17 protein-coding genes are annotated in these 19565 nt (G+C 53.8%); 5 read left to right on the top strand and 12 right to left on the bottom strand.

Annotation, left to right across the window (positions count from 1 at the left end; translation table 11 throughout):
• Positions 1-12: 12 nt before the first annotated feature.
• The 5 genes from C173_RS27365 (at position 13) to C173_RS27345 (ending at position 4530) form a co-directional block, all read left to right on the top strand.
• On the top strand, positions 13-855 hold the full coding sequence (locus C173_RS27365; protein WP_051478477.1) for a carbohydrate ABC transporter permease: 843 nt from the start codon (positions 13-15) through the stop codon (positions 853-855).
• A gap of 34 nt (positions 856-889) precedes the next feature.
• Positions 890-2305 (top strand): ABC transporter substrate-binding protein, encoded by a 1416-nt coding sequence (locus C173_RS27360; protein WP_155991661.1) that lies wholly within the window; start codon positions 890-892, stop codon positions 2303-2305.
• Between the two features lie 112 nt (positions 2306-2417).
• A complete protein-coding gene (locus tag C173_RS27355; protein WP_036731116.1) occupies positions 2418-3224 on the top strand; it encodes an HAD family hydrolase in 807 nt (268 codons plus the stop codon).
• Positions 3221-3562 carry a DMT family transporter gene (locus C173_RS27350; protein WP_036731114.1) on the top strand — a complete coding sequence of 114 codons (342 nt, stop codon included), beginning with the start codon at positions 3221-3223 and terminating at the stop codon, positions 3560-3562. Before C173_RS27355 ends, C173_RS27350 begins: the two co-directional genes overlap by 4 nt.
• 41 nt (positions 3563-3603) lie before the next feature.
• Positions 3604-4530, top strand: a complete 927-nt coding sequence (locus tag C173_RS27345) for a metallophosphoesterase family protein (RefSeq protein WP_036731112.1) — start codon at positions 3604-3606, stop codon at positions 4528-4530.
• A 135-nt stretch (positions 4531-4665) separates the two neighbouring features.
• Here C173_RS27345 and C173_RS27340 read toward each other — a convergent pair whose 3' ends face one another.
• The 12 genes from C173_RS27340 to C173_RS27285 all read right to left on the bottom strand — a co-directional run bounded on the left by C173_RS27340 (position 4666) and on the right by C173_RS27285 (position 19445).
• Positions 4666-5514, bottom strand: coding sequence for a MetQ/NlpA family ABC transporter substrate-binding protein (locus C173_RS27340; protein WP_051478475.1), 849 nt, complete (start codon positions 5512-5514; stop codon positions 4666-4668).
• Between the two features lie 34 nt (positions 5515-5548).
• Entirely contained in the window at positions 5549-6211 is a 663-nt protein-coding gene (locus tag C173_RS27335; RefSeq protein WP_036731110.1) for a methionine ABC transporter permease, read from the bottom strand.
• Positions 6204-6965 (bottom strand): methionine ABC transporter ATP-binding protein, encoded by a 762-nt coding sequence (locus tag C173_RS33110; protein ID WP_081751369.1) that lies wholly within the window; start codon positions 6963-6965, stop codon positions 6204-6206. Before C173_RS33110 ends, C173_RS27335 begins: the two co-directional genes overlap by 8 nt.
• Positions 6966-7270: 305 nt before the next feature.
• Positions 7271-8233 carry a carbohydrate ABC transporter permease gene (locus C173_RS27325; RefSeq protein WP_036731108.1) on the bottom strand — a complete coding sequence of 321 codons (963 nt, stop codon included), beginning with the start codon at positions 8231-8233 and terminating at the stop codon, positions 7271-7273.
• Positions 8233-9207 carry an ABC transporter permease gene (locus C173_RS27320; protein ID WP_036731106.1) on the bottom strand — a complete coding sequence of 325 codons (975 nt, stop codon included), beginning with the start codon at positions 9205-9207 and terminating at the stop codon, positions 8233-8235. The genes C173_RS27325 and C173_RS27320 overlap by 1 nt, the downstream gene beginning before the upstream one ends.
• Before the next feature lie 90 nt (positions 9208-9297).
• On the bottom strand, positions 9298-10998 hold the full coding sequence (locus C173_RS27315) for a sugar ABC transporter substrate-binding protein (RefSeq protein ID WP_036731103.1): 1701 nt from the start codon (positions 10996-10998) through the stop codon (positions 9298-9300).
• A gap of 111 nt (positions 10999-11109) precedes the next feature.
• Positions 11110-12657 (bottom strand): response regulator transcription factor, encoded by a 1548-nt coding sequence (locus C173_RS27310; protein WP_036731101.1) that lies wholly within the window; start codon positions 12655-12657, stop codon positions 11110-11112.
• Between the two features lie 3 nt (positions 12658-12660).
• Positions 12661-14484: a sensor histidine kinase gene (locus C173_RS27305; RefSeq protein ID WP_036731099.1), complete on the bottom strand. Its 1824-nt coding sequence runs from the start codon at positions 14482-14484 to the stop codon at positions 12661-12663.
• Between the two features lie 321 nt (positions 14485-14805).
• The gene (locus C173_RS27300; RefSeq protein ID WP_036731097.1) at positions 14806-16353 is read right to left on the bottom strand and encodes a response regulator transcription factor; all 1548 of its coding nucleotides are present in this window, start codon (positions 16351-16353) and stop codon (positions 14806-14808) included.
• Positions 16354-16559: 206 nt separating this feature from the next.
• On the bottom strand, positions 16560-16901 hold the full coding sequence (locus tag C173_RS27295; RefSeq protein WP_036731095.1) for a hypothetical protein: 342 nt from the start codon (positions 16899-16901) through the stop codon (positions 16560-16562).
• Positions 16902-17087: 186 nt separating this feature from the next.
• The gene (locus tag C173_RS27290; protein WP_036731093.1) at positions 17088-18485 is read right to left on the bottom strand and encodes an ADP-ribosylglycohydrolase family protein; all 1398 of its coding nucleotides are present in this window, start codon (positions 18483-18485) and stop codon (positions 17088-17090) included.
• 3 nt (positions 18486-18488) lie between these two features.
• The gene (locus C173_RS27285; RefSeq protein ID WP_036731091.1) at positions 18489-19445 is read right to left on the bottom strand and encodes a nucleoside hydrolase; all 957 of its coding nucleotides are present in this window, start codon (positions 19443-19445) and stop codon (positions 18489-18491) included.
• Positions 19446-19565: the final 120 nt, after the last annotated feature.

Raw genomic sequence — 19565 nt, 5'->3', positions numbered from 1 at the left:
AGGTCTCACCGCTTGCCTATATTCACACGTATCAGCGGGCTGGTCCGCCAGATTTTTTTCGCCGCGCTTGCTCTTCTGATGGCCTTCCCGTTTTATTGGATGGTTACGAGTGCCCTCAAAACCAATGATGAGATCTGGCGCTCCCCGCCCACACTATGGCCTGAAGTGCCGCTGTGGGGTAACTTCGCCGCAGCCTGGAACGAGGCGCCGTTTGCCAGATATATGGGTAACAGTATCTTCGTCGCTGTCTCCATTGTCCTCCTGCAGACAATCAATTCCGGGATGATGGCTTATGCGCTGACGCATATGAAATTCCGCCTGAAGGGCGTTTTTGCCGGAGTGATTCTGTTCGGTTATATGGTTCCTGCAACGGCAGTCTACCTGCCCGGCTACCTGGTCCTCTCCGAGTTACACTTGCTGAACTCCTATGCGGGCCTGATTCTCTCCAACTGTGTGAGTATCTTCTCGATCTTCCTGATTAGGCAGGCCTTCCTTCAAGTCTCGCATGAGCTGGTGGAGGCCGGTGAAGTGGACGGTGCCTCGCATATGCGGATTCTCTGGACGATCCTTGTGCCGGTCACAAGATCCTCATTCGCCGTACTGGCGCTGATTACCTTCATTGACCAGTACAACAATTACTTCTGGCCGATGCTCATTACGAAGGACCCCAGCCTGCAGCTGGTCTCGGCCGGTCTGCGCAGCTTTTTCGTGGAAGGAGGTGCTTACGGACTGAAATGGCCGCTCATCATGGCCGCCAGCGCCTTCACGATTGCCCCGCTGCTGCTAGTCTTCCTGCTGGCGCAGAAAACGATAATGCAAAGTGTCAACATGACCGCAGGCTCAAGTAAAGGCTAAACCCTAAACTTCAATACCCAAGAGGAGAATGATGATGAACGTATCAAGTGGAAACAGCTTCGCCGTCCTTTTAAAGGACCGTACCGTTCCAGCGAGAAATTCTTCTATTTTCAAAAGGTTGTCTGTAGTATCCCTGATCGCCGGACTCTCCGTGCTCACCGCTTGCGGCGGAAATGCCGCTCCCAACAATGCAGTCACAGCGGACGGAGCAGCCGCCGCAGTCCCTGCTGCCAATGCCGCTCCGGCTGGAGGCGCACCGGTCACGATTGAATTCTGGTATGGGCTCGGCGGCAAGCTGGGTGAAAATATGGAATCGCTCATTCAGAAATTCAACGCCTCCCAGCAGGAGGTCATCGTCAAGGGAATCGTGCAGGGGGATTATACAGAGACTGAACAGAAGCTTCAGGCAGCGATTGCTGCCGGGCAGGTCCCGGCGGCGGTCCTCTCCTCCAATATCGATTGGGCGCGCAAGGGTTATTACGCCGCGATGGATGAGCTGATTGCCGGGCAACCGGACTTCAATAAAGAGGATTTCGTCCAGACCTTTCTGAACCAGGGCCAGGTTGACGGCAAGCAGTATTTCCTCCCGATGTATGGATCGACCCAGGTGATGTACTACCGTAAGGATGCTTTTGCGAAAAGCGGCATAGACGCCAGCCAGATTAAGACCTGGGAAGACCTCGCTGCGGCCGCGAAAAAAATGACCGTCTCCGAAGGTGGCAAAACCACCTTCTACGGCTGGGAACCGATGTGGGGCTCCGGCAATATGGTTGATGCCGCTCTCAGCAAAGGAGGCAGTATTCTTAGTGAGGACGGCACCAAGGTCACGATTGATTCCCCGGAGTGGATCGACGCCTGGGAGTTCTTCCGCAAAGCAATTCATGAGGACAAGACGATGCGCATTCACTCGGGCGGGCAAGGCTGGGAGTACTGGTACAAGACAATTGACGATGTGATGAAAGGCCAGGCGGCCGGATACACCGGCTCCAGCGGCGACCAGGGCGACCTCGATTTCAGCGTCGTCTCCGCTATGGAGCAACCGGGCTGGGCCGGAGCCGGCGAAGGCAAACCTGTCGCCGGGGCGAGTATGGCCGGTATTCCTGCCAAAGCCGGAGACGCCGAGAAGCAGGCAGCGATGAAATGGCTGACCTACTTCACAAGCTCCGAGAATACGGCCTTCTGGTCCATCAACACCGGCTATATTAGCGTCCGCCAGTCTGCGCTGGAAGATCCGGCATTCGTCGCTTTCAGTGAGAGCAACCCGCAGATCAAAATCCCGCTGCAGCAGGCGGCTCATGCTTCCCCTCCGTTCCAGGACCCGACAGGCGGCAAAATTAATGATGCCTTGACCATCGCTGCGGATAAGGTGCAGATTGAGAATATCCCTGCAGCCGAGGCGCTGAAGGAAGCGCAGCAGACGGCTCAGGCGGCACTGGATAAACTGAAATAGAACGGCTGAACTACGCATGCAGGAACAAATATACTGCCGTCTGATGAAGGCGGCGGGTTCTATCTGAATGTGAGAGCATCTTGACTATTCAAATTATGAAGGGGGACGCTGCGTGATTGAGCTTAACACTCCGCAAGGAAACTATCCCATATCGGCCATCCTCTTCGACAAGGATGGAACCTTACTACAGTTCGTATCCCTCTGGGGAAGCTGGGGCGAGTGCTTCCTGGACCAGTTCACCTGGAAGCTTGAGCAGCGCGGACTAAGCTTCCCTGAGCAGCACCGGGCCTCCCTGCTGGGAACGGTTCATGATGCCGCAGGGAAGATCACCGATTACGACCGCAACGGTCCGCTCGCCATGGGCACGATGAGCGATCTGTACGCCATTGCGTCCTGGCAGGGTTATTCTCTCGGCCTATCCTGGGCCGAAGCGGTCGAACTGGTGGACTCCTGCCGGAATGCAGCGGATGCGATGCTGGAGCAGAGCCGTCCGGTCCGTCCTCTTCCCGGGCTGGTGCCCTTTCTGGACGCGTGCGCAGCCCAGGGCACGCCTATGGCCGTAGTGACTGCCGACGAAACTGCGGCAGCCGAGAGTCATCTGCGCTGGCTGGGCATCCGCCAGTATTTCACCGCCGTGATCGGCACCGATCAGGTGGAGCGGGGCAAGCCCTTCCCCGACATGGCGCTGCTTGCCTGCGGGCGGCTGGGGGTATCTCCGGCTGAAGCCGCCGTGATCGGCGATACGAACGGAGATATGCGGATGGCGAAGGCAGCGGGCGCTGCGGCAGCCATTGGGATTGCCGGCGGAATTACCGCCGGGCTGGCGGCAGACACGCGGGCTGCCGGGACTCTTTTGCCGGATGCAGATTGTATCGTGTCCTCTTATGCGGAGCTTGGCGTACGAAGGATGGTACGATGAAGGCCGAAGGGGCCATGGCCTGGGTATTTCTTGCCTTAGCTATTGTCTTCGAGCTGTCCGGAACGGTCTCCATGAAGCTGTCGCATGGCCTCACCCGGCCCTGGCCCTCTGTGCTGATGTTCGTATTCTACGGAATTAGCTTCACCTCACTGAGTGTCGCCCTCACCTCCATCAAGGTTGGAGTCGCTTATGCCGTATGGTCCGGGGCGGGTATCCTCCTGATTTCTCTGGCGGGGGCATTGTTGTTCGAAGAGAGGCTGACGGGCTCCTCCCTCCTATGGGTGACTGTGATTGTAGCCGGAATTATTGGTTTGAACATTAGTACCAAGGGGCATTAGCCTAACGAATAAAAAATATTTCAAGGAGGCTTCGCTTGCCTATGAATACATTTGCCACACCCGACGTTACTGAACCGCTGTTGACGTTCCAGATTATTACCGACACCCATGTCACGGCCGATCCCGAGCATGAGTACAATCAGAACTTCGGACGGGCGCTTGAGGATATAGCGGGACATGCTCAAGGCAGCAGCGGCATCATGCACATTGGAGATATAACAGACAATGGCTTCCCGGAGGAGTATGAGGAGGTCCAGCGTATTCTTGAACAGCATCAAGCCTCACTGCCGCAGCTTCGTTACACCTTGGGCAACCATGATGTCGGCCTCGGGCATTGGGAATCCCGCCTTGGGATGTATACTTCCCGGATGGGGATGCCGGGCCCCTATCATGACCACTGGATCTCAGGGTATCATTTCATCTTCCTCGGCACGGAGGAAGGGCTGCCTACGTTCTGCAATCTATCCGCTGAACAGCTGCAGTGGCTGGACCGCAAGCTTGGTGAACACGCACCAGACAAACCGAAGTCTAACGGGCAACTGCCGCCTGACCAGGAACAGACTTACCTGCCGGATCAGCCCGTCTTCCTCTTCCTGCACCAGCCGCTGAAGGATACGGTAGCCGGTTCACTGGAATCTCAGGAATGGTACGGGGTAACACAGGATCAGGAGCTGCGTACTATTCTGTCGCGGCACCCGCAGACCTTGCTGTTCACCGGACATACCCACTGGGAGCTGGAGGTCAGCAACACGATGTTTCCCGGCAACGGGCAGACGGCTACAATGTTCAATGCTGCTTCGGTGGCCTACCTCTGGACGGATGCAGATGAACACAAGAGCGGCAGCCAGGGCTATTATATAGAAGTCTATGCTGATAAAGTGCTTGTGCGGGGACGGGATTTCACTACCGGAACCTGGATTGAAGCGGCGCAATATGAGGTGGCGTATCCCGTTAACGCTCTAAGGTAATTCCGTTCGCGGAGCGTCCACCCAAGTGTCCACGCTACTCCTAATTACAATAAAAAGCTGTCCCAATCAGCCAGTTCATGGCGTTTGGGACAGCTTTTTCGTTTACTTTAATATAGCAGTCAATCCGTGTATCTTCTATTTAAAAGCAGGAAGCGCGATGTCCGCGTAATTATCCTCCAGGAACTTCTTCACTTCCGGGCCGCTGATCGCCTTCGCCAGCTTCTGGATGGCTTCGGAATCCTTGTTGTCCTCACGGGCAACGAGGGTGATGGTGAAGGCGGAATCTTCACGCTCGGTGATCAGCGCATCCTTCTTCGGAGTCAGACCCAGCGGGCTCGCGTAGGCTGGCGTCATCGCTACCAGATCCGCATCATCCAGCATCCGGGCCAGCATCAGCAGATCGACCTCCTCGAACTTATAGTTCTTCGGATTGGCAGTAATGTCAGCTTGGGTAGCCTGAATTCCTACCCCATCCTTCAGCGTGATCAACCCGGCATCTGCGAACATTTGCAGGGAGCGTCCAATATTGGAAGGATCATTCGCCATCACGAGCGTTGCTCCCTCGGGCAGATCAGCAATATTCTTGAAGCGTTTGGAGTACCCGCCGTAGATGGCATCATATACAGGCTGAACCGGCACCAGCTTTGCCCCTTTGCTGGCATTGAACTGTTCCATGTACGGGACATGCTGGAAGAAGTTCGCATCCACCTCTTTATTCGCCAGTGCTTCGTTCGGCTGCACATTATCGGACAGCACGACAACCTCCATATCCACGCCTTCTTCCTTCAGAATCGGCTTCACGATGTCGAGGATATCTGTCATTGGCGGAATCAGCGAGGCTACTTTGATCTTCACAGGCCCGGTGCTGGTTGCCGCCGGTGTCTCTTCCGCTTCTTTGCTGTTGCCGCAGCCTGCAAGTGCAAGCGTCAATACAAGCAGTACCAGTGCAAACGTGGTGGTTATTCTTCTTCCTGTTCTCTTCATGATATCTCTCAAGCCCCCATTATTGTATAGTATTCTAGCGTTTGTCCAGCAGTCTGGCTATCGTGCTTCCCGTGAACTGGATGAGCTGCACCAGCACAATCATCACGAGAATGGCGTAGATCATCACCTCAGTCTCGAAGCGCTGATACCCGTAACGGATGGCGAAATCACCCACCCCGCCGCCGCCGACAACCCCCATTACGGTTGAAAAAGAAATGAAGCTGATCGTAGACGCCGTGAGTCCCAGCACAAGCCCTGAACGGGCCTCTACATACAGAAATTTGAAGATGATTCCCAGCTTGGATGCTCCCATCGACAATGCCGCTTCAATCGTTCCCCGCGGAACCTCCAGCAGTGATTGCTCTACCAGCCGTGAGTAATAAGCAATGGCAACGATCGACAGCGGCACCGTGGCCGCCAGTGTGCCAATCGACGTACCTACGACCAGCCGCGTGAACGGAATCAGCGCCACCACCAGCAGCAGGAACGGAAACGAACGGATGACATTGACGATGCTGTTCAGCACCAGGGACAGCCCTCTATTCTCATACAACTGGCCTTTGCGGCAAAAATACAGCAGTGTCCCCAGCGGAAGCCCCACCAGCAGCGCAGCGCCTATGGCAATGCCGACCATAACAAAGGTCTCGCCGATAGACTGCCACATCTGATCCTGGTATTTCAGCATACTCTCAAACATGGGATGCCCCCGTTCTGCCGGTGATTCTCTCCCGGAAGGAGCCTGAATGCGTTCCCGGCGGGAGGAAGCCGCCCTCGCCGCGGGAGAAGGAATCTACGATCCGTCCGCCCTCCATGACGGATACCTCGGAACAGATGCTCCGCACAACGTCCAGCTCATGGGTAACGATCACGATGGTTACGCCCAGGGAAGCATTGATATGGCGCAGCACCTCCAGAATATCCGCAGTGGTGCCCGGATCAAGCGCAGATGTCGGCTCATCGCACAGCAGCAGCTTCGGATTGTTCGCCAGCGCGCGGGCAATCGCTACCCGCTGGCGCTGTCCGCCGCTGAGCTGGGCCGGATATTGCCCGGCTTTGTCTGCAAGGCCTACGAATTGCAGACATTCCTCCACCCGCTTCATCCGCCCTGCACGCGGCACTCCGGCAAGCTCTAGAGAGATCGCCACATTCCGGCTGACAGTGGCATTGCCGATCAGGTTAAAATGCTGAAAGATCATACCGATTCTCTGCCGCTGCCGGCGCAGCTCCTTGTCCGGCAGCTCCGTAAGCCGCTGCCCGTCAACCGTAACCGTTCCTGCATCGGGCCGCTCCAGCAGATTGATCAGCCGCAGGAGCGTGGACTTCCCCGCCCCGCTGGCGCCAATAATACCGTGAATGGCACCCGCCTGTACTTCAAGTGATACCTGATCGACAGCCGTATAAGGGCCGTCCTTCAGAGTGAAGCTCTTGCTAACCTGACTCAGCGAAAGAATATGAAGCCCTCCCTTACAGACTGCCTGAACGTACTCTCTGAACCTCAGGACTTATTGTACTATAATTATTTAAAATCTGTTTCATTAAAAATCTCTTTAAATAATAAGGTATTTCTTCCGCTGTGTCATCATTTTTTTCAAAATGATTGCTAAGCCCTTGGAAGAGCAGAGCATTATAAGGATGCTCGCCGCTCTATGGGATTATTCAAGGGAAGCAGGATAGTAGCACAAAAACGGGTGCAGTCCCTGGTAGGACTGCACCCGTTTTGCTATTTTGCATACATCAGTCTATTCGCTCTGAACGCTTATTCTTTCACACTGCCGACATTAAGACCCACTACGAAATACTTCTGCATGAACGGATATACCAGCAGTATAGGTACGGAGGCGACCACTGTGATAGCTGCCCGGATCGAAATCGGCGTGACCATCGCCCGTGCTGAATTCTGATCCATCCCCACCCCGTTGGTTACGGTAGGGTTCCCGTTAGAGTTCATCGTTGAAGACAGCAGCTTCATCAGCTCATACTGCAGTGTACTCAGATGCTGCTTGGAGGAGGTGTAGATGAAAGCATCGAACCAGGCATTCCAGGCTCCGACCGCCACGAACAGCGCAATCGTCGCCAGCACCGGCTTACAGAGCGGGAAAACGACCCGCATGAAGATTTTGAAATCCCCGGCGCCGTCGATTCTGGCCGATTCCATCAGACTCTCCGGTATCGTACCGATGTAAGTGCGGATGACGATCATGTTGAACGCGCTGATCATCGATGGAATAACATAAACCCAGAAGCTGTTCAGCAGGCCCAGGTCCTTAATCAGGAAGTAGTTCGGGATCAGACCTGCGCTGAAATACATCGTCAGCACGAAGATTACAGTAATAAACTTACGGAAGACATACTCCCTGCGGCTTAAGGTATACGCCAGCATGGTGGTCAGAAAAATATTAAGCAATGTAGAAACCACTGTACGTGCCACTGAGATCAGGAAAGCATCAAAGATCGTTCCGGTAGCAAAAATCGCCTTGTAATTCTGAAAGGTCCACTGTCGTGGCCATAAGTAAATGCCGCCGCGGATCGTATCATTTCCTTCATTAAATGAAACAGCAATGGTATTGATGAATGGATATAAAGTCACAACCACCAGACAGACCATGAAGACCGTATTGAAGGAAGTGAACAAAAACGGTTCAAGTCTGCCGGTGCCTAGGTTTCTTTTCGCCGTAAAGCCTGCTTTATGCCCAGGGCTAATCTGCCGGTTATCCGCCATTATAACAACCTCTCTTCCCCAAGCCGCTTGGAAATCCCGTTAGCCATAAGCAGCAATGTCACGCTGACCACCGTTTTGAAAATCCCGCCAGCGGTTGCGAGTGAATAATTCCCTTGTGCAAGTCCATATTTAAGCACGAAAATATCTATCGTTTCGGCCCAGTCTACTACCAGTCCGTTGCCGAGCAGGTACTGCACTTCAAAGCCTGCTTCCAGCACATGTCCTATGGACATAATCATCAGAATAACAATGGTTGCCTTGATGCCAGGCAGGGTTACGTGCATCATTTTCTTGTAACGGTTCGCTCCGTCAATCTCGGCAGCCTCATACAGGGCAGGGTCAATGGAAGCGATGGCTGCCAGATAAATAATCGTATTCCAGCCTACTTCCTTCCACACATGTGAAGCCCCTACGATTCCCCAGAAATATTTGCCTTCACTGAGCCACAGAATCGGCTCTTTAATCAGATGCAGCTTCATCAGAACGATATTTACAATCCCGTCATTGATGGACAGCGAGGTGGCCACAATACCGGTAACGATAATCCATGACAGGAAATGGGGCAGATAGGAGATTGTCTGCACGGTTCTTTTCCAGAATACTTTCTTAATCTCGTTAAGCAGCAGCGCCAGCACGATGGCTGTAACGAAGCCGAGGATCAGATTGATAACCCCCATAGCCAGCGTATTGCGCAGGACACGAATGAAGTTATCATCGGTGAACAAAAACTTGAACTGCTTCAGTCCCACCCATTCCTGCTCACCGAAGGACTTGGCCGGTCTGTAGTTCTGGAAGGCCATGGTCCAGCCCCACACAGGAACGTAGGCAAAAAGGATAATGTAGAGCATTAAAGGCACAGACATCCAGATCAGCTGTTGTTGATTCTTAATTACGCGCCAGGTAATCGGCTGCTTTTTCCTCTTGTTCTTCTTCGGACGCCGGACGCCAGTATCTATTTCTAAGGTCTCATCCATATTCGTTGTCTCCTACTCCATCAAATTAATGTAAGGTGGAAGGCCGGTTGACGGCCTTCCACCTTCTAAAACCCGGTACCAGACCTTACATTATTTACTCCAGTTCTCAATTCTCCACTTAATTTGCTCATTGATCTTGTCTTCGTAAGCCTTCACATTGGCTTTCTCGATCTGTTCCGTATAATCGGTCCATACGGAATCGAATTCGGCCGGCTTGGCAAGAATGGCTTTCGGCAGGAACTTGGTCTGCAGCTCATTTAGCTTGGTACTGGCGATTTTGGCATCCGAGCCTTCAATCAGGTCGATGGACCAGGCAGGATAATACACAGGGTTTGGCGGCGGATCGCTGAAGAAGTCCACGTAGGAATTGAAGCCATAGGCATCCAGAACTTCCTTATCGTACGGCTTCAGGCCTGCTTTGTATTCTTCCGGCTGTGCAGCGGCATCCGTGGAGTTGCCGTCGCTGTAGCTTCCTTCGGTCTTAGGCAGATATTCGAACAATGATTTGGCCTTGTTGGCCAGCTGCCAGGTTGCATCGGCTGCATCATCACGCTGCTTCTGGGTTCTCATGAATCTGCCGTTCTCAACAATATAATCCTCGCCTTCTACACCCCAGGAGAACAGCTTCTGCCACTTCTCATCCATCAGGGTGTCGAGCAGCTTGATAATCTTCACCGGATCTTTGGCATTAATGCTGATGCCGAAGCCATTGTTAAGATTGAGCACCGCAAGATCGCGGTAGTGGTCTTTGGTCGACTCATCGTATACCAGCGGAAGACCTACATAAGTGCGTTCAATTTTATTCTGGGTCGTCAGTGAATCCTCAGCAGCGTTGAAGTTCCAGTGCTGGTCGAACATCCCCAGAACGGTTCCGCTGGATAGCTTTGCCATATACTGGTCGTAGTTCTGCACAAAGGTTTCTTTGTCGATAATGCCCTTCTCGTTCATCTCGTTCAGCTTCTGATAGTACTTCTTGGCATAATCCTTATTGGCAAATACCTCGGCCACGCCGTCCTTCACGACTACGCCGCCATCATTCGGATGTCCGATCAGATGTTGAGGTGCGTTGAACAAACCCCAGTTTTTCCAGTCATAGTTCAGAATTTCGAACCCGATGGTCGGGCTTCCGTCGATTTTGGGATACTTTGCTTTATATTGCTCAATCAGGTCAAAGTACTGATCCAGTGTCTTAACCTTCGGATAATTGAATTCCTTAAGCACTGCTTTTTGAATCCAGAAGGCCGGTCCTGAATACCATGAGCTGTTGACCTTACCGTTATATACACCGTAGTTAGGCAAAATATAAATATGTCCGTCATTCGGGTCCTTCATCATGTTCCAATATTCTGCATAATGCGCTTTCAAATTCGGCGCATGCTCTTCGATCAGGTCTTCAAGCGGGATATAAGCCCCTGCTGCTGTAAGCTTGGTGCTCCCGGTCATAAGGTCCGGATAATCCTGACCGGCAATCATAACGCCCAGCTTCTGGTTAATGTCGCCTGCTAAGAATTCCATATCGAAGCTGGCACCGGTCTCCTCTTTGATCTTCTTGTAGATCTTGTTATCCGGTGTCGGCTGTTGCCCGGCTACCCCGATAAATGCGCTAACCTTGAACGGTTCAACCTTTCCTCCCGTGTTAGCTGAAGCAGAATCCGCTGTTGTTGTCGCCTTTGATTTGTCAGTTGTAGCAGCATTCTTGTCGTTGCCCCCGCCGCAGCCTGACAGTGCGAAGCTTAGGGTTAATAGAGCAACCAGGGAATACTTAAACGTCACTTTCGACTTGCCCCCCATAAAGCACCTCCATAGTGTTTGTCTTTAATTTGTAAGCACTTACACAAGTAAATTATAGAGGTGAACTATCCGCTAAAATACGACCGAACTAAAGGTGTACCCCCGAAAATTTTAGAACTTGGCATGCCGGTACTCATTCGGGCCCATGTGCAGCTCCTTCTCGAACCGCTTCAGAAACTGTCCGTAATTGGCATAACCGACACGTTCGGCAATCTCTGAGAGCTTCAGCCTGCTCCCGCGCAGGAGCTCAGCCGCAGCCTGAATCCGCAGATGATGCAGCTGCTCATTGAAGGTCATCCCGTTCTTCTTAATCAATAATTGCCCCAGGTATACCGGATGCAGGAAGAAGATCTCGGCCAGCTTCTGAATGCTCAGGCTCTCCTGATAATGCTCCCCGATGTACTGGTTGATCTCCCGGACAATCCCATGCGACTTATAATTCTGCTCTTGCACCAGCAGATCTATGGCCTTCCCGCCGTAGGACAATAAGCGGCTGAGCAGCCCGCTCAGCGGGGTCATCGCCTGCTGAATCTCTGATACCTCAACACCCGAGGCCACTCCGCCCTCTTCGCCTGCGGCTTCTGCCCCGGGTGCGAGTGCGAATATCCGGTACATGAGGTGGATTACGAATTTGCGCACCACCTCCGGCGCCACCTGCTGTTCCCGGAAGCTGCGGGCCGCTGCCTCCAGTGCCTCCCGGTAGCCAGCCGCGTCCAGGAGATTCACGCAGTCCAGCAGAGCATCCATCAGCCCGATGTGGTCATAGTGATAACTGAAGGGCTTGTCCTGCACCGCGCTGTAAGCCAGCACCCCTGCCTGCTCCGGCTCGTAAAAGAAATGTAAAAGAGTCTCTTTGGCCCGGCCATAACTGCCCTCTATGGACACTAAGGAGTCTTCGGGGGTTCCCAGAGCGATGTGGATATTCTCTCCCCCGTACTCGCGCAGCAGGGTAACCAGCACTTCAGCTATTCCGGCAGCGTCCCCGCTGCCTTCCATCATCCCGTACACGATCCCGAGCAATCCTGCTTCCAGATCGATCGTCACCACTGCCTGATATCCGGCCAGCAGGGAGACTGTGCGGCTCCTCACCTCTGTATACAGCTCCGGGACTGTCCGGATCAGGCAGATGTTCCAGGAAGTGCTTTCCTTGAAGCCGGGCAGAGTCTCCAGCCATTCCATAAGCTCGGGTTCTCCCTTTTTGCCATATAACAGCCCCTTGATTAAGGTTGCCGCCTCTTCCCCGGAAGCGGTCTCATGGATTCTTCTGCGGTTCGCCTCCTGCTCCAGCTCCAGGCGGATCTCCCGCAGCTCCTCGGTAGCCTCCTCCGGGAAAACCGGCTTCAGCAGATAATGATTGATTCCGTAGCTGATTGCCTTACGGGCGTATTCAAACTCACTGTAGCCGCTCAGAATGACGAACTTCGTCGAATCCGTCCCCTCCTGCCGCCACTGCCCGATCATCTCCAGACCATTCATCAGCGGCATATGGATGTCGGTAATGACCAGATCCGGCTGAAGCTGCTTCATCATCTGCAGCCCCTCCCGGCCGTTGCCGCAGGTTCCGCACAGCTCGAAGCCCAGCTCCTGCCAATCGATCCACATCTCCATACCTTCCAGAGCGCTAGGCTCGTCATCGATTAATAGAACTTTGTATTTCATCGTCTATACCTCTCTTTCCAGGGAATAATTCTTCTCAAGCAGCTTCAGGGGAATGCCAAAGGTCACTACGGTTCCCTGATCCGGCGTACTGGATATCTCGAAGCGCACCTGATCTGCGTAATTCAGCTCCAGTCTGCGGTATACATTGCGAATCCCGATGTGGGTGCCCGAGTAATCCTCCTTGCGGACCGCGAACATCAGCTCCTTCAGCTTCTCCGGCTCCATGCCCTTACCATTGTCGGATACTGTAATCTGCAGCCTGTTATCCAGCACGACCGCAGCCACTTTGATTACGCCCAGCCCCTCAATCGTCTGCAGGCCATGCTTGCAGGAATTCTCGACCAGCGGCTGCATACTCAGCTTCGGTATTTTATAATCCAGGGACTGCTCATCGATCTCAAAGGTATAATCGAATTTATCCCTGAACCTGAATTTCTCAATCCTCAGATACATGTCGATAAATGCGATCTCCTCGCGCACCGGCACAAGATCCTCCTTCCAGCTCAATAGTCTGCGCAGCAGCTTCGACAAGCTTTTTATAATATCGGTGACATCGTTATATTTGTTCTTGGTGCAGACCACCAGTATCGCATTCAGCGTGTTGAACAGGAAGTGGGGGTTCATCTGGCTCTGCAGGAAATTCAGTTCCGCCCTGACGCGCTCCATCTCCAGGTTCTTGCTCTGGATCTCCAGCTTGTACACATCGTTGATCAGGGAGTGGATTCTGGAGGTCATCCGGTTAAAATTGTGGATTAGCCCGCCAATCTCATCCCGGCCCTCATCGATGGCGATCAGCTCGAACTTCTCGTTCGTCACCTTCTGCATATGCCGGGACAGCCGTTTCACCCGGTAGTTGTAGGAGCGCAGCATGATATATATGAATATACTGGTCAAAAGAGTAAGCGTGGTGGCTAGGCCCGCTGCGTACAGCCGGATATCGAGAACCGCCTGGGAGATCCGCTCCCCCTGCGTAATTCCGACAATCCGCCAGCCTTTGAGATAATTTGCCGTCCCTACAGCCATTACCCGAACCCCCTCGCTCTCGTCCTGGCTGTCCCCCCACTGATCGAATACCGGATAGGGATCATCCGTAATATGCTGATAGCCGCTGTCCGCTGACATCACGATCTTGTTCTCCCCATTGATCAGATAGAGGCTCAGGTAATCCCGTTCCCGGACGATAATGTCATAGATCTCACTAAGGTCCAGATCGATCCGCAGCACCTTCTCATAGTTGTTCAGATTACGGTAATTGTCCATGGTCTCAATAATGCTGAGCGTCGGGGTGGATGAAGCCAGATTCTTGTTCTCCATGATCCGGTAAGCAGCAACATAGACCTGGGTAGTGGCCTTCTTGGCCTGCCGGTACCAGTCACTGAACCATACTTTATCGTTCATTACCTGATAATTCCCCCCGGATACAACCGTCTGGTTGTTCGTGAATATACTGATTCGTTCCAGCTGGTTATTGACAGGCATATAGCTGTTCATCCGGTCTCTCAATTGTTCGTTGAACATACTGTAGAATTCGATAGAGTCCGTATAGGTCCGGTCCAGCATCTCGTACAGATTCTTATCCGCAGCCAGCGTGTAGCCGACAGAGACTCCCCCTTCAATAAAATCATGAATGTCCTTCCGCGCCCGCTCCATGGAAATCTCCAGATTCTGCTGCTCCCGCGATTTGATGAGATCTGTAATCCGCTCCAGGAATACCAGATTCAGCACCATGATCGGCAGGAGCACACCCACAATGTAGATGAGATAGAACTTGTAGCTTAGCGGAATATCATTGACGATGGTGCCGAATTTAAACCGTTTTGTCGCCATCCCTCACACACACCCGGCTTTCTTAAGATTTCGGGGTCCCCGTAAAGTACCTGAGTAACCTTCGAAGCCAACGCCCCACTTTGTGGGGTTATTTTATCATTATAGAATTTATATGTTTTCGGGGTCCCCGCAAAGTACCTGAGTAACCTTCGAAGCCACAGCCCCACTTTGTGGGGTTACTTTAGATTTCGGGGTCCCCGCAAAGTATCTGAGTAACCTTCGAAGCCAACGCCCCACTTTGTGGGGTTACTTTAGATTTCGGGGTCCCTGTAAAGCACCTGAGTAGCCTTCGAAGCCATAGCCCCACTTTGTGGGGTTATTTTAGAGCTGTTTATTGTTGTGGGCATTCTTGTACACCGAAGGTGATGAACCCACCTTATTCTTGAACTTGTCGATGAAATAATCGGTATTGGAAAAGCCCACCTGCACCGCGATATCCGATATCTTGAGCTGGGTGCGCTTGAGCAGGCTTTTGGCCGCTTCGATCCGCTTCTCATTCAGATAATCGCTGAAGCTGCGCCCCGTCTCCTTGCGGAACAACTGGCCCAGATAGGCAGAATTCATGTGGAACTGCCTGGCGAGATCCTGGAGCTGCAGCTTGCTGCGGAATTCCAGATCTACATATTGAATAACATTATAGATGGTGTTCCCCTCGTTATGGGCCCGCAGCTCGGTGAGGTACGCTGCGGTCTCCAGGCAGAGCCGGTCCACATACAGGCTGAGCTTGTAATAGTCCCTGAGCCCGCCCATGTTGCCGTACTCCTTGTGCATCGCACACATGATCTGGTCGGGGTCTCCCTGCATCTCAGCAATACTCCGGCATAAGGTCATCTCCAGATGGGCTACCTCAGCCTGTGCAGCGTCAATACTCACCCTCTTGGCGGTCATGGCTGCGAAGGCTTCCCTGGCAGCGGCCCGGATTCTCTCAGGCACGCCTTCCTTCACCTCGTCCAGCACACGCGTAAAGTGCCCGTCAGTGAATTCGGGAGACAAGCGGGCCGTACGCAGGTCGTTGTAGTAGAAAATCCCGCCCCGCTCCTTCCGGTACTTGAGCCCCCACACCTCAAGCGTCTGGGTGTACAGCTCCTGGATGGCGCGCAGACCGTTCCCCCGGCCGCTGATCATTACAGCCACCGGTACCCCCAGCTTCGCTGACTGCACCTTCTGCACCTGAGCAGCTGCTGCCTCCAGCGCTTCCGTGGACAGTCCGGCTGAGCGAATCAGAAGCCCGGCCCTTCCGGCCGGGTCCTGGAACACATAGCCCAGGTGATCCGGGAAGCCTTCGGTATCCCCTTCATTCAGGCTCACCGTACCTGAACCTGAAATGGCAGCAGCAAGAATGCATTGCAGCTCTGTATCAGGCTGAAGCCTCAGCAGTCCGCAGGCGGCGTATTCCAGCTCCTCACTCCAATCCCCCTGGACACAACGGCTGATCAGATTATGCACCAGAATATTATGCTTCTTCCGTTCCTCTAATCTGGAAGCGGTTTCATAATGGATAATAGCTCGGATCTTCCCGAGCAGTTCCTCGATCTCCTCATCATCCACCGGCTTCAGCAGGTAGCCGTCCACCTTGTGGCGCAGCGCAGTCCGGGCATAGTTGAAATCGTCATATCCGCTCAGGATCACGAACCGGGGCGGCGGATCTACCGTTTCCTTCACCGCCGCAATCAGCTCCAAGCCGCTCATCACCGGAAGATTGATATCCGTCAGCAGCAGATCCGGCCTGTGCTCCCGGATCAGCCGCAGGGCCTCCCCGGCACTAAGCGCTTCAGCGCATACCTCGAATCCGGCTTTCTCCCAGTTCACCATCGTCCGGAGTCCTTCCAGAACCCAGGGTTCATCGTCCACAATCATGACTTTCAGCATGAGCTCCGCTCCCCTCTCAATCATCAAAATTTGGTAAGTACTTGAATTACAAGTAATGCTAACATACAAGTTCAATCATGTGAATGTTAAGTTAAGCGAGGCTTTCTTTAAACGAAACAGGGAAGTCCGCAGCCAGTATGATCTGGCTGTAGACTTCCCTGTTATCAACTTACCTTCTTAACGGCCTATTGTATTCGGTTTTTCACCTACATTCGGCAAACTTTCCTTCCCATACGAGAACAAAATGCCTGCGGCATCCCCATTGTGATCGGTTTTTCGACCACATTCGGCCCACACGCCTCTGCCGCACCGAATGTAGTCGGTTTTCCGACCATATCCAGCCCACACGCCTCTGCCGCACCGAATGTAGTCGGTTTTTCGACCATATCCGGCCCACACGCCTCAGCCGCACCGAATGTGATCGGTTTTTCGACCATATCCAACCCACACGCCTCTGCCGCACCGAATGTGGTCGGTTTTTCGACCATATCCGGCTGTTCGGTGAAATCAGAGAAGTCATTCCTATGACTGATCCAGAATATAGTCATCCTGCCGATGCTCCAAGACACTTACCCCCAACTTTATGCACAACTTATCCACATCGGACGCAAATCATAATTTCCTAATCAACAAAAAAGCCGCCCAACCGCACCGGATGTTTTATGAGAAAAACATCCGGTGCGGGGCGACTTCATAAAAAGCGCTCAACTATAACTTTAGTATCTGTCTTAACCCTATTCCTCTTCTCCCAGCTCCGCCCGCAGCTTCAGGAACACCTGATAGCTGCGCTCCGCGACCTCAGAGATGGCGATCGGGTGGAAGCCCGGCAGATCCGCATACAGCAGGTCGTTCAGCGGTGCGGTCCATTGGACCGGCAGCTTAGCAGCCCCCAGCTTCGCTCCCATAATGGAGCCGACAGTGGCCCCGTTGCAGTCGGTATCCATTCCGGCCGATACGGAGGTAACCACCGCTTTCTCGAAGTCATCGCCGCCGTAGATCAGCGAGGCGGCTACAATGGCAGCGTTGTTGTTCGTATGCACCGGGTCGTAATGGCTGAACTCGTTCCAGAGGGTGCTGACCAGTTCGCGCTCACTACTTGCCTGCTGTGCAATTTCTACGCCCCGCAGCACGTCCTTCGCCAGTCTGCTCGTCTGCGGAATCTCACTCAGGCCGATCTGTACAATCTCTTGGTTGCTGAGACCTGCGAACGCCGCTGAGATCATCGCTGCATTGAACATCTCGCCATAGATTCCGTTCTTCACATGCGAGAACGACGCATCCCTCCAGCCCAGCTCCGCAGCCAGCTCGGGATGTCCGGCCGCTCCATAAGCCAGGGCATCCGCACGGATCGCCGCACCAATCCATTCCCGGTACGGATTCAGATGCATCCGTACCCGTTCCTGCCGCAGCGGCCAATCCGCCGGCTTCTCCCCGTGCAGATGGGAGGTCTCCTGAGCAAAGTTCATATAGCTCTGCGTTTCCGCCGTGCAGACCTGACTGTAGGTCAGATGCCCGTGCCACAGCTTGCCGATATCCCAGGAATCCCAGTTCAGCCCTTTTTGCTCCAGCAGCATCAGGCCAAGCACGGTATAACGGATATCGTCATCGCTCTCCATGTAGCTGATCTTCTCGCGCGTACTGGTGAATGACCAGTCGCTTAAGCCCAGGCCGTATTCCTCCCTTGCCGTGGAATGCTCAGGAGTATAACCTGTAATCGGCCAGGCATCCGCACCGCGGAACCACAGCTCGATATTCTCCCAGCCGGTCCGGCCATCCTTCCCGTACAGGTAATCCCAATATTCCAGCGGCTTGCCCAGCGCGCAGCCTACACTCCGACCGAGCCAGGCCCCGTAGAACCTGTCCCGCCACTGGTCCGGCGTCCAGTCCACCGCTAGCTTGCGCGGACCTTCCGGACGGAGCTGCCTGATCCCCGCCAGATCCGAAGGCTCCTTATAAGGGAAATCAGCGGATACAGGAAGTGCCATCAGCTCCCGGTATACCTCCATCAGCTTGTCCTCATCGCTCCCGGCCGCATCCAGCTTCTCCGCCAGATTGCCCGGCTGGCAGCCTTCCTCGATCCGCTGCTGCAGCTCGAACCTTACCGTCTCCTGCAGACGTTCCCAGCCCGCCATCGGCTACGCTTCTCCTGCCGGCGACTCCAGCTGCCGGTCTAACCGATCCAACGAATCGAACAGCAGTTTGATGAAGGCTTCGCGGTCTACACCAAGCAGTACCTCCGTATTCGCAGGCTGGTCCGGCTTCTTGCGGCGGTCGGCCACGGTCATACCGCGGGTAAGCTTGCCTTCGGTCTCTACCGTTACATACAGGTGCTCGGATTCGAACAGCTCCGGGTGCAGCAGCCAGGCAATGGCGCAAGGATCATGCAGCGCATTGCCGACAAAGCCCATTTTCTTCCCGTAGATCGAATAGAAATCCAGCAGCTCGCCGACCATGACGGACACGGGACCGCGCGTCTTCAGCTCCTGAATCTCCTCTTCGAAGATCGCCGCTTTATCTGTCACATCCAATCCGCTCATGACAATCGGAATGCCGGATTCGAAAACGATCCGCGCCGCCTCCGGGTCTACATAAATATTGAACTCCGCTGTCCGGGTCACGTTGCCGTAAGCCAGTCCGCCGCCCATTAGAGAGATCTTCTCGATCCGATCCTTCACTTCCGGGTACGCCGTAATCAGCAGGGCGATATTCGTCAGCGGGGCGGTAGGCACCAGAGTGATCTTCTCTTTCGAGGCGCGGATAATCTCCAGCATGAATTCTACTGCTCCCTGCTCTACGGGCTTGAACTTGCTCGCCGGCAGCGCCGGGCCATCCATGCCGGACTCCCCATGGGCTTCCTCCCCGGTAACAAGCTTGCCCAGCAGCGGCGCCGCAGCGCCCTTGGCTACCGGAATATCTGCATTTACAAAGCTGAGAATCTTGAGGGCATTGTCGGTGATTTTATCCAGAATCTGGTTGCCGCCAACGGTTGTAATCCCCCGGATATCCAGCTCTCCCGGATGTGCCAGCGCAAGCAGAATGGCAATCGCGTCGTCATGCCCCGGATCGCAGTCAATAATGATAGGTGTTGGCATCGTTGTCGCTCCCTTGTATTAGTTGTGAGTGGCTAGATAAGACGCACTTAAGAGTTGAACTCCAAGCTTGGTCGTCACTGCGGTGAACATTTGGACTTCCGGCCGCTGTTGTCACCAGAC

Origin of the sequence: Paenibacillus sp. FSL R7-277 (genome assembly GCF_000517965.1) — a bacterium.
In the GTDB taxonomy this organism is placed as follows: Bacteria; Bacillota; Bacilli; order Paenibacillales; family Paenibacillaceae; genus Paenibacillus_AQ; species Paenibacillus_AQ silagei.
Note: the sequence above shows the minus strand (reverse complement) of the source record. Positions and strands in the feature narration are given on the sequence as shown.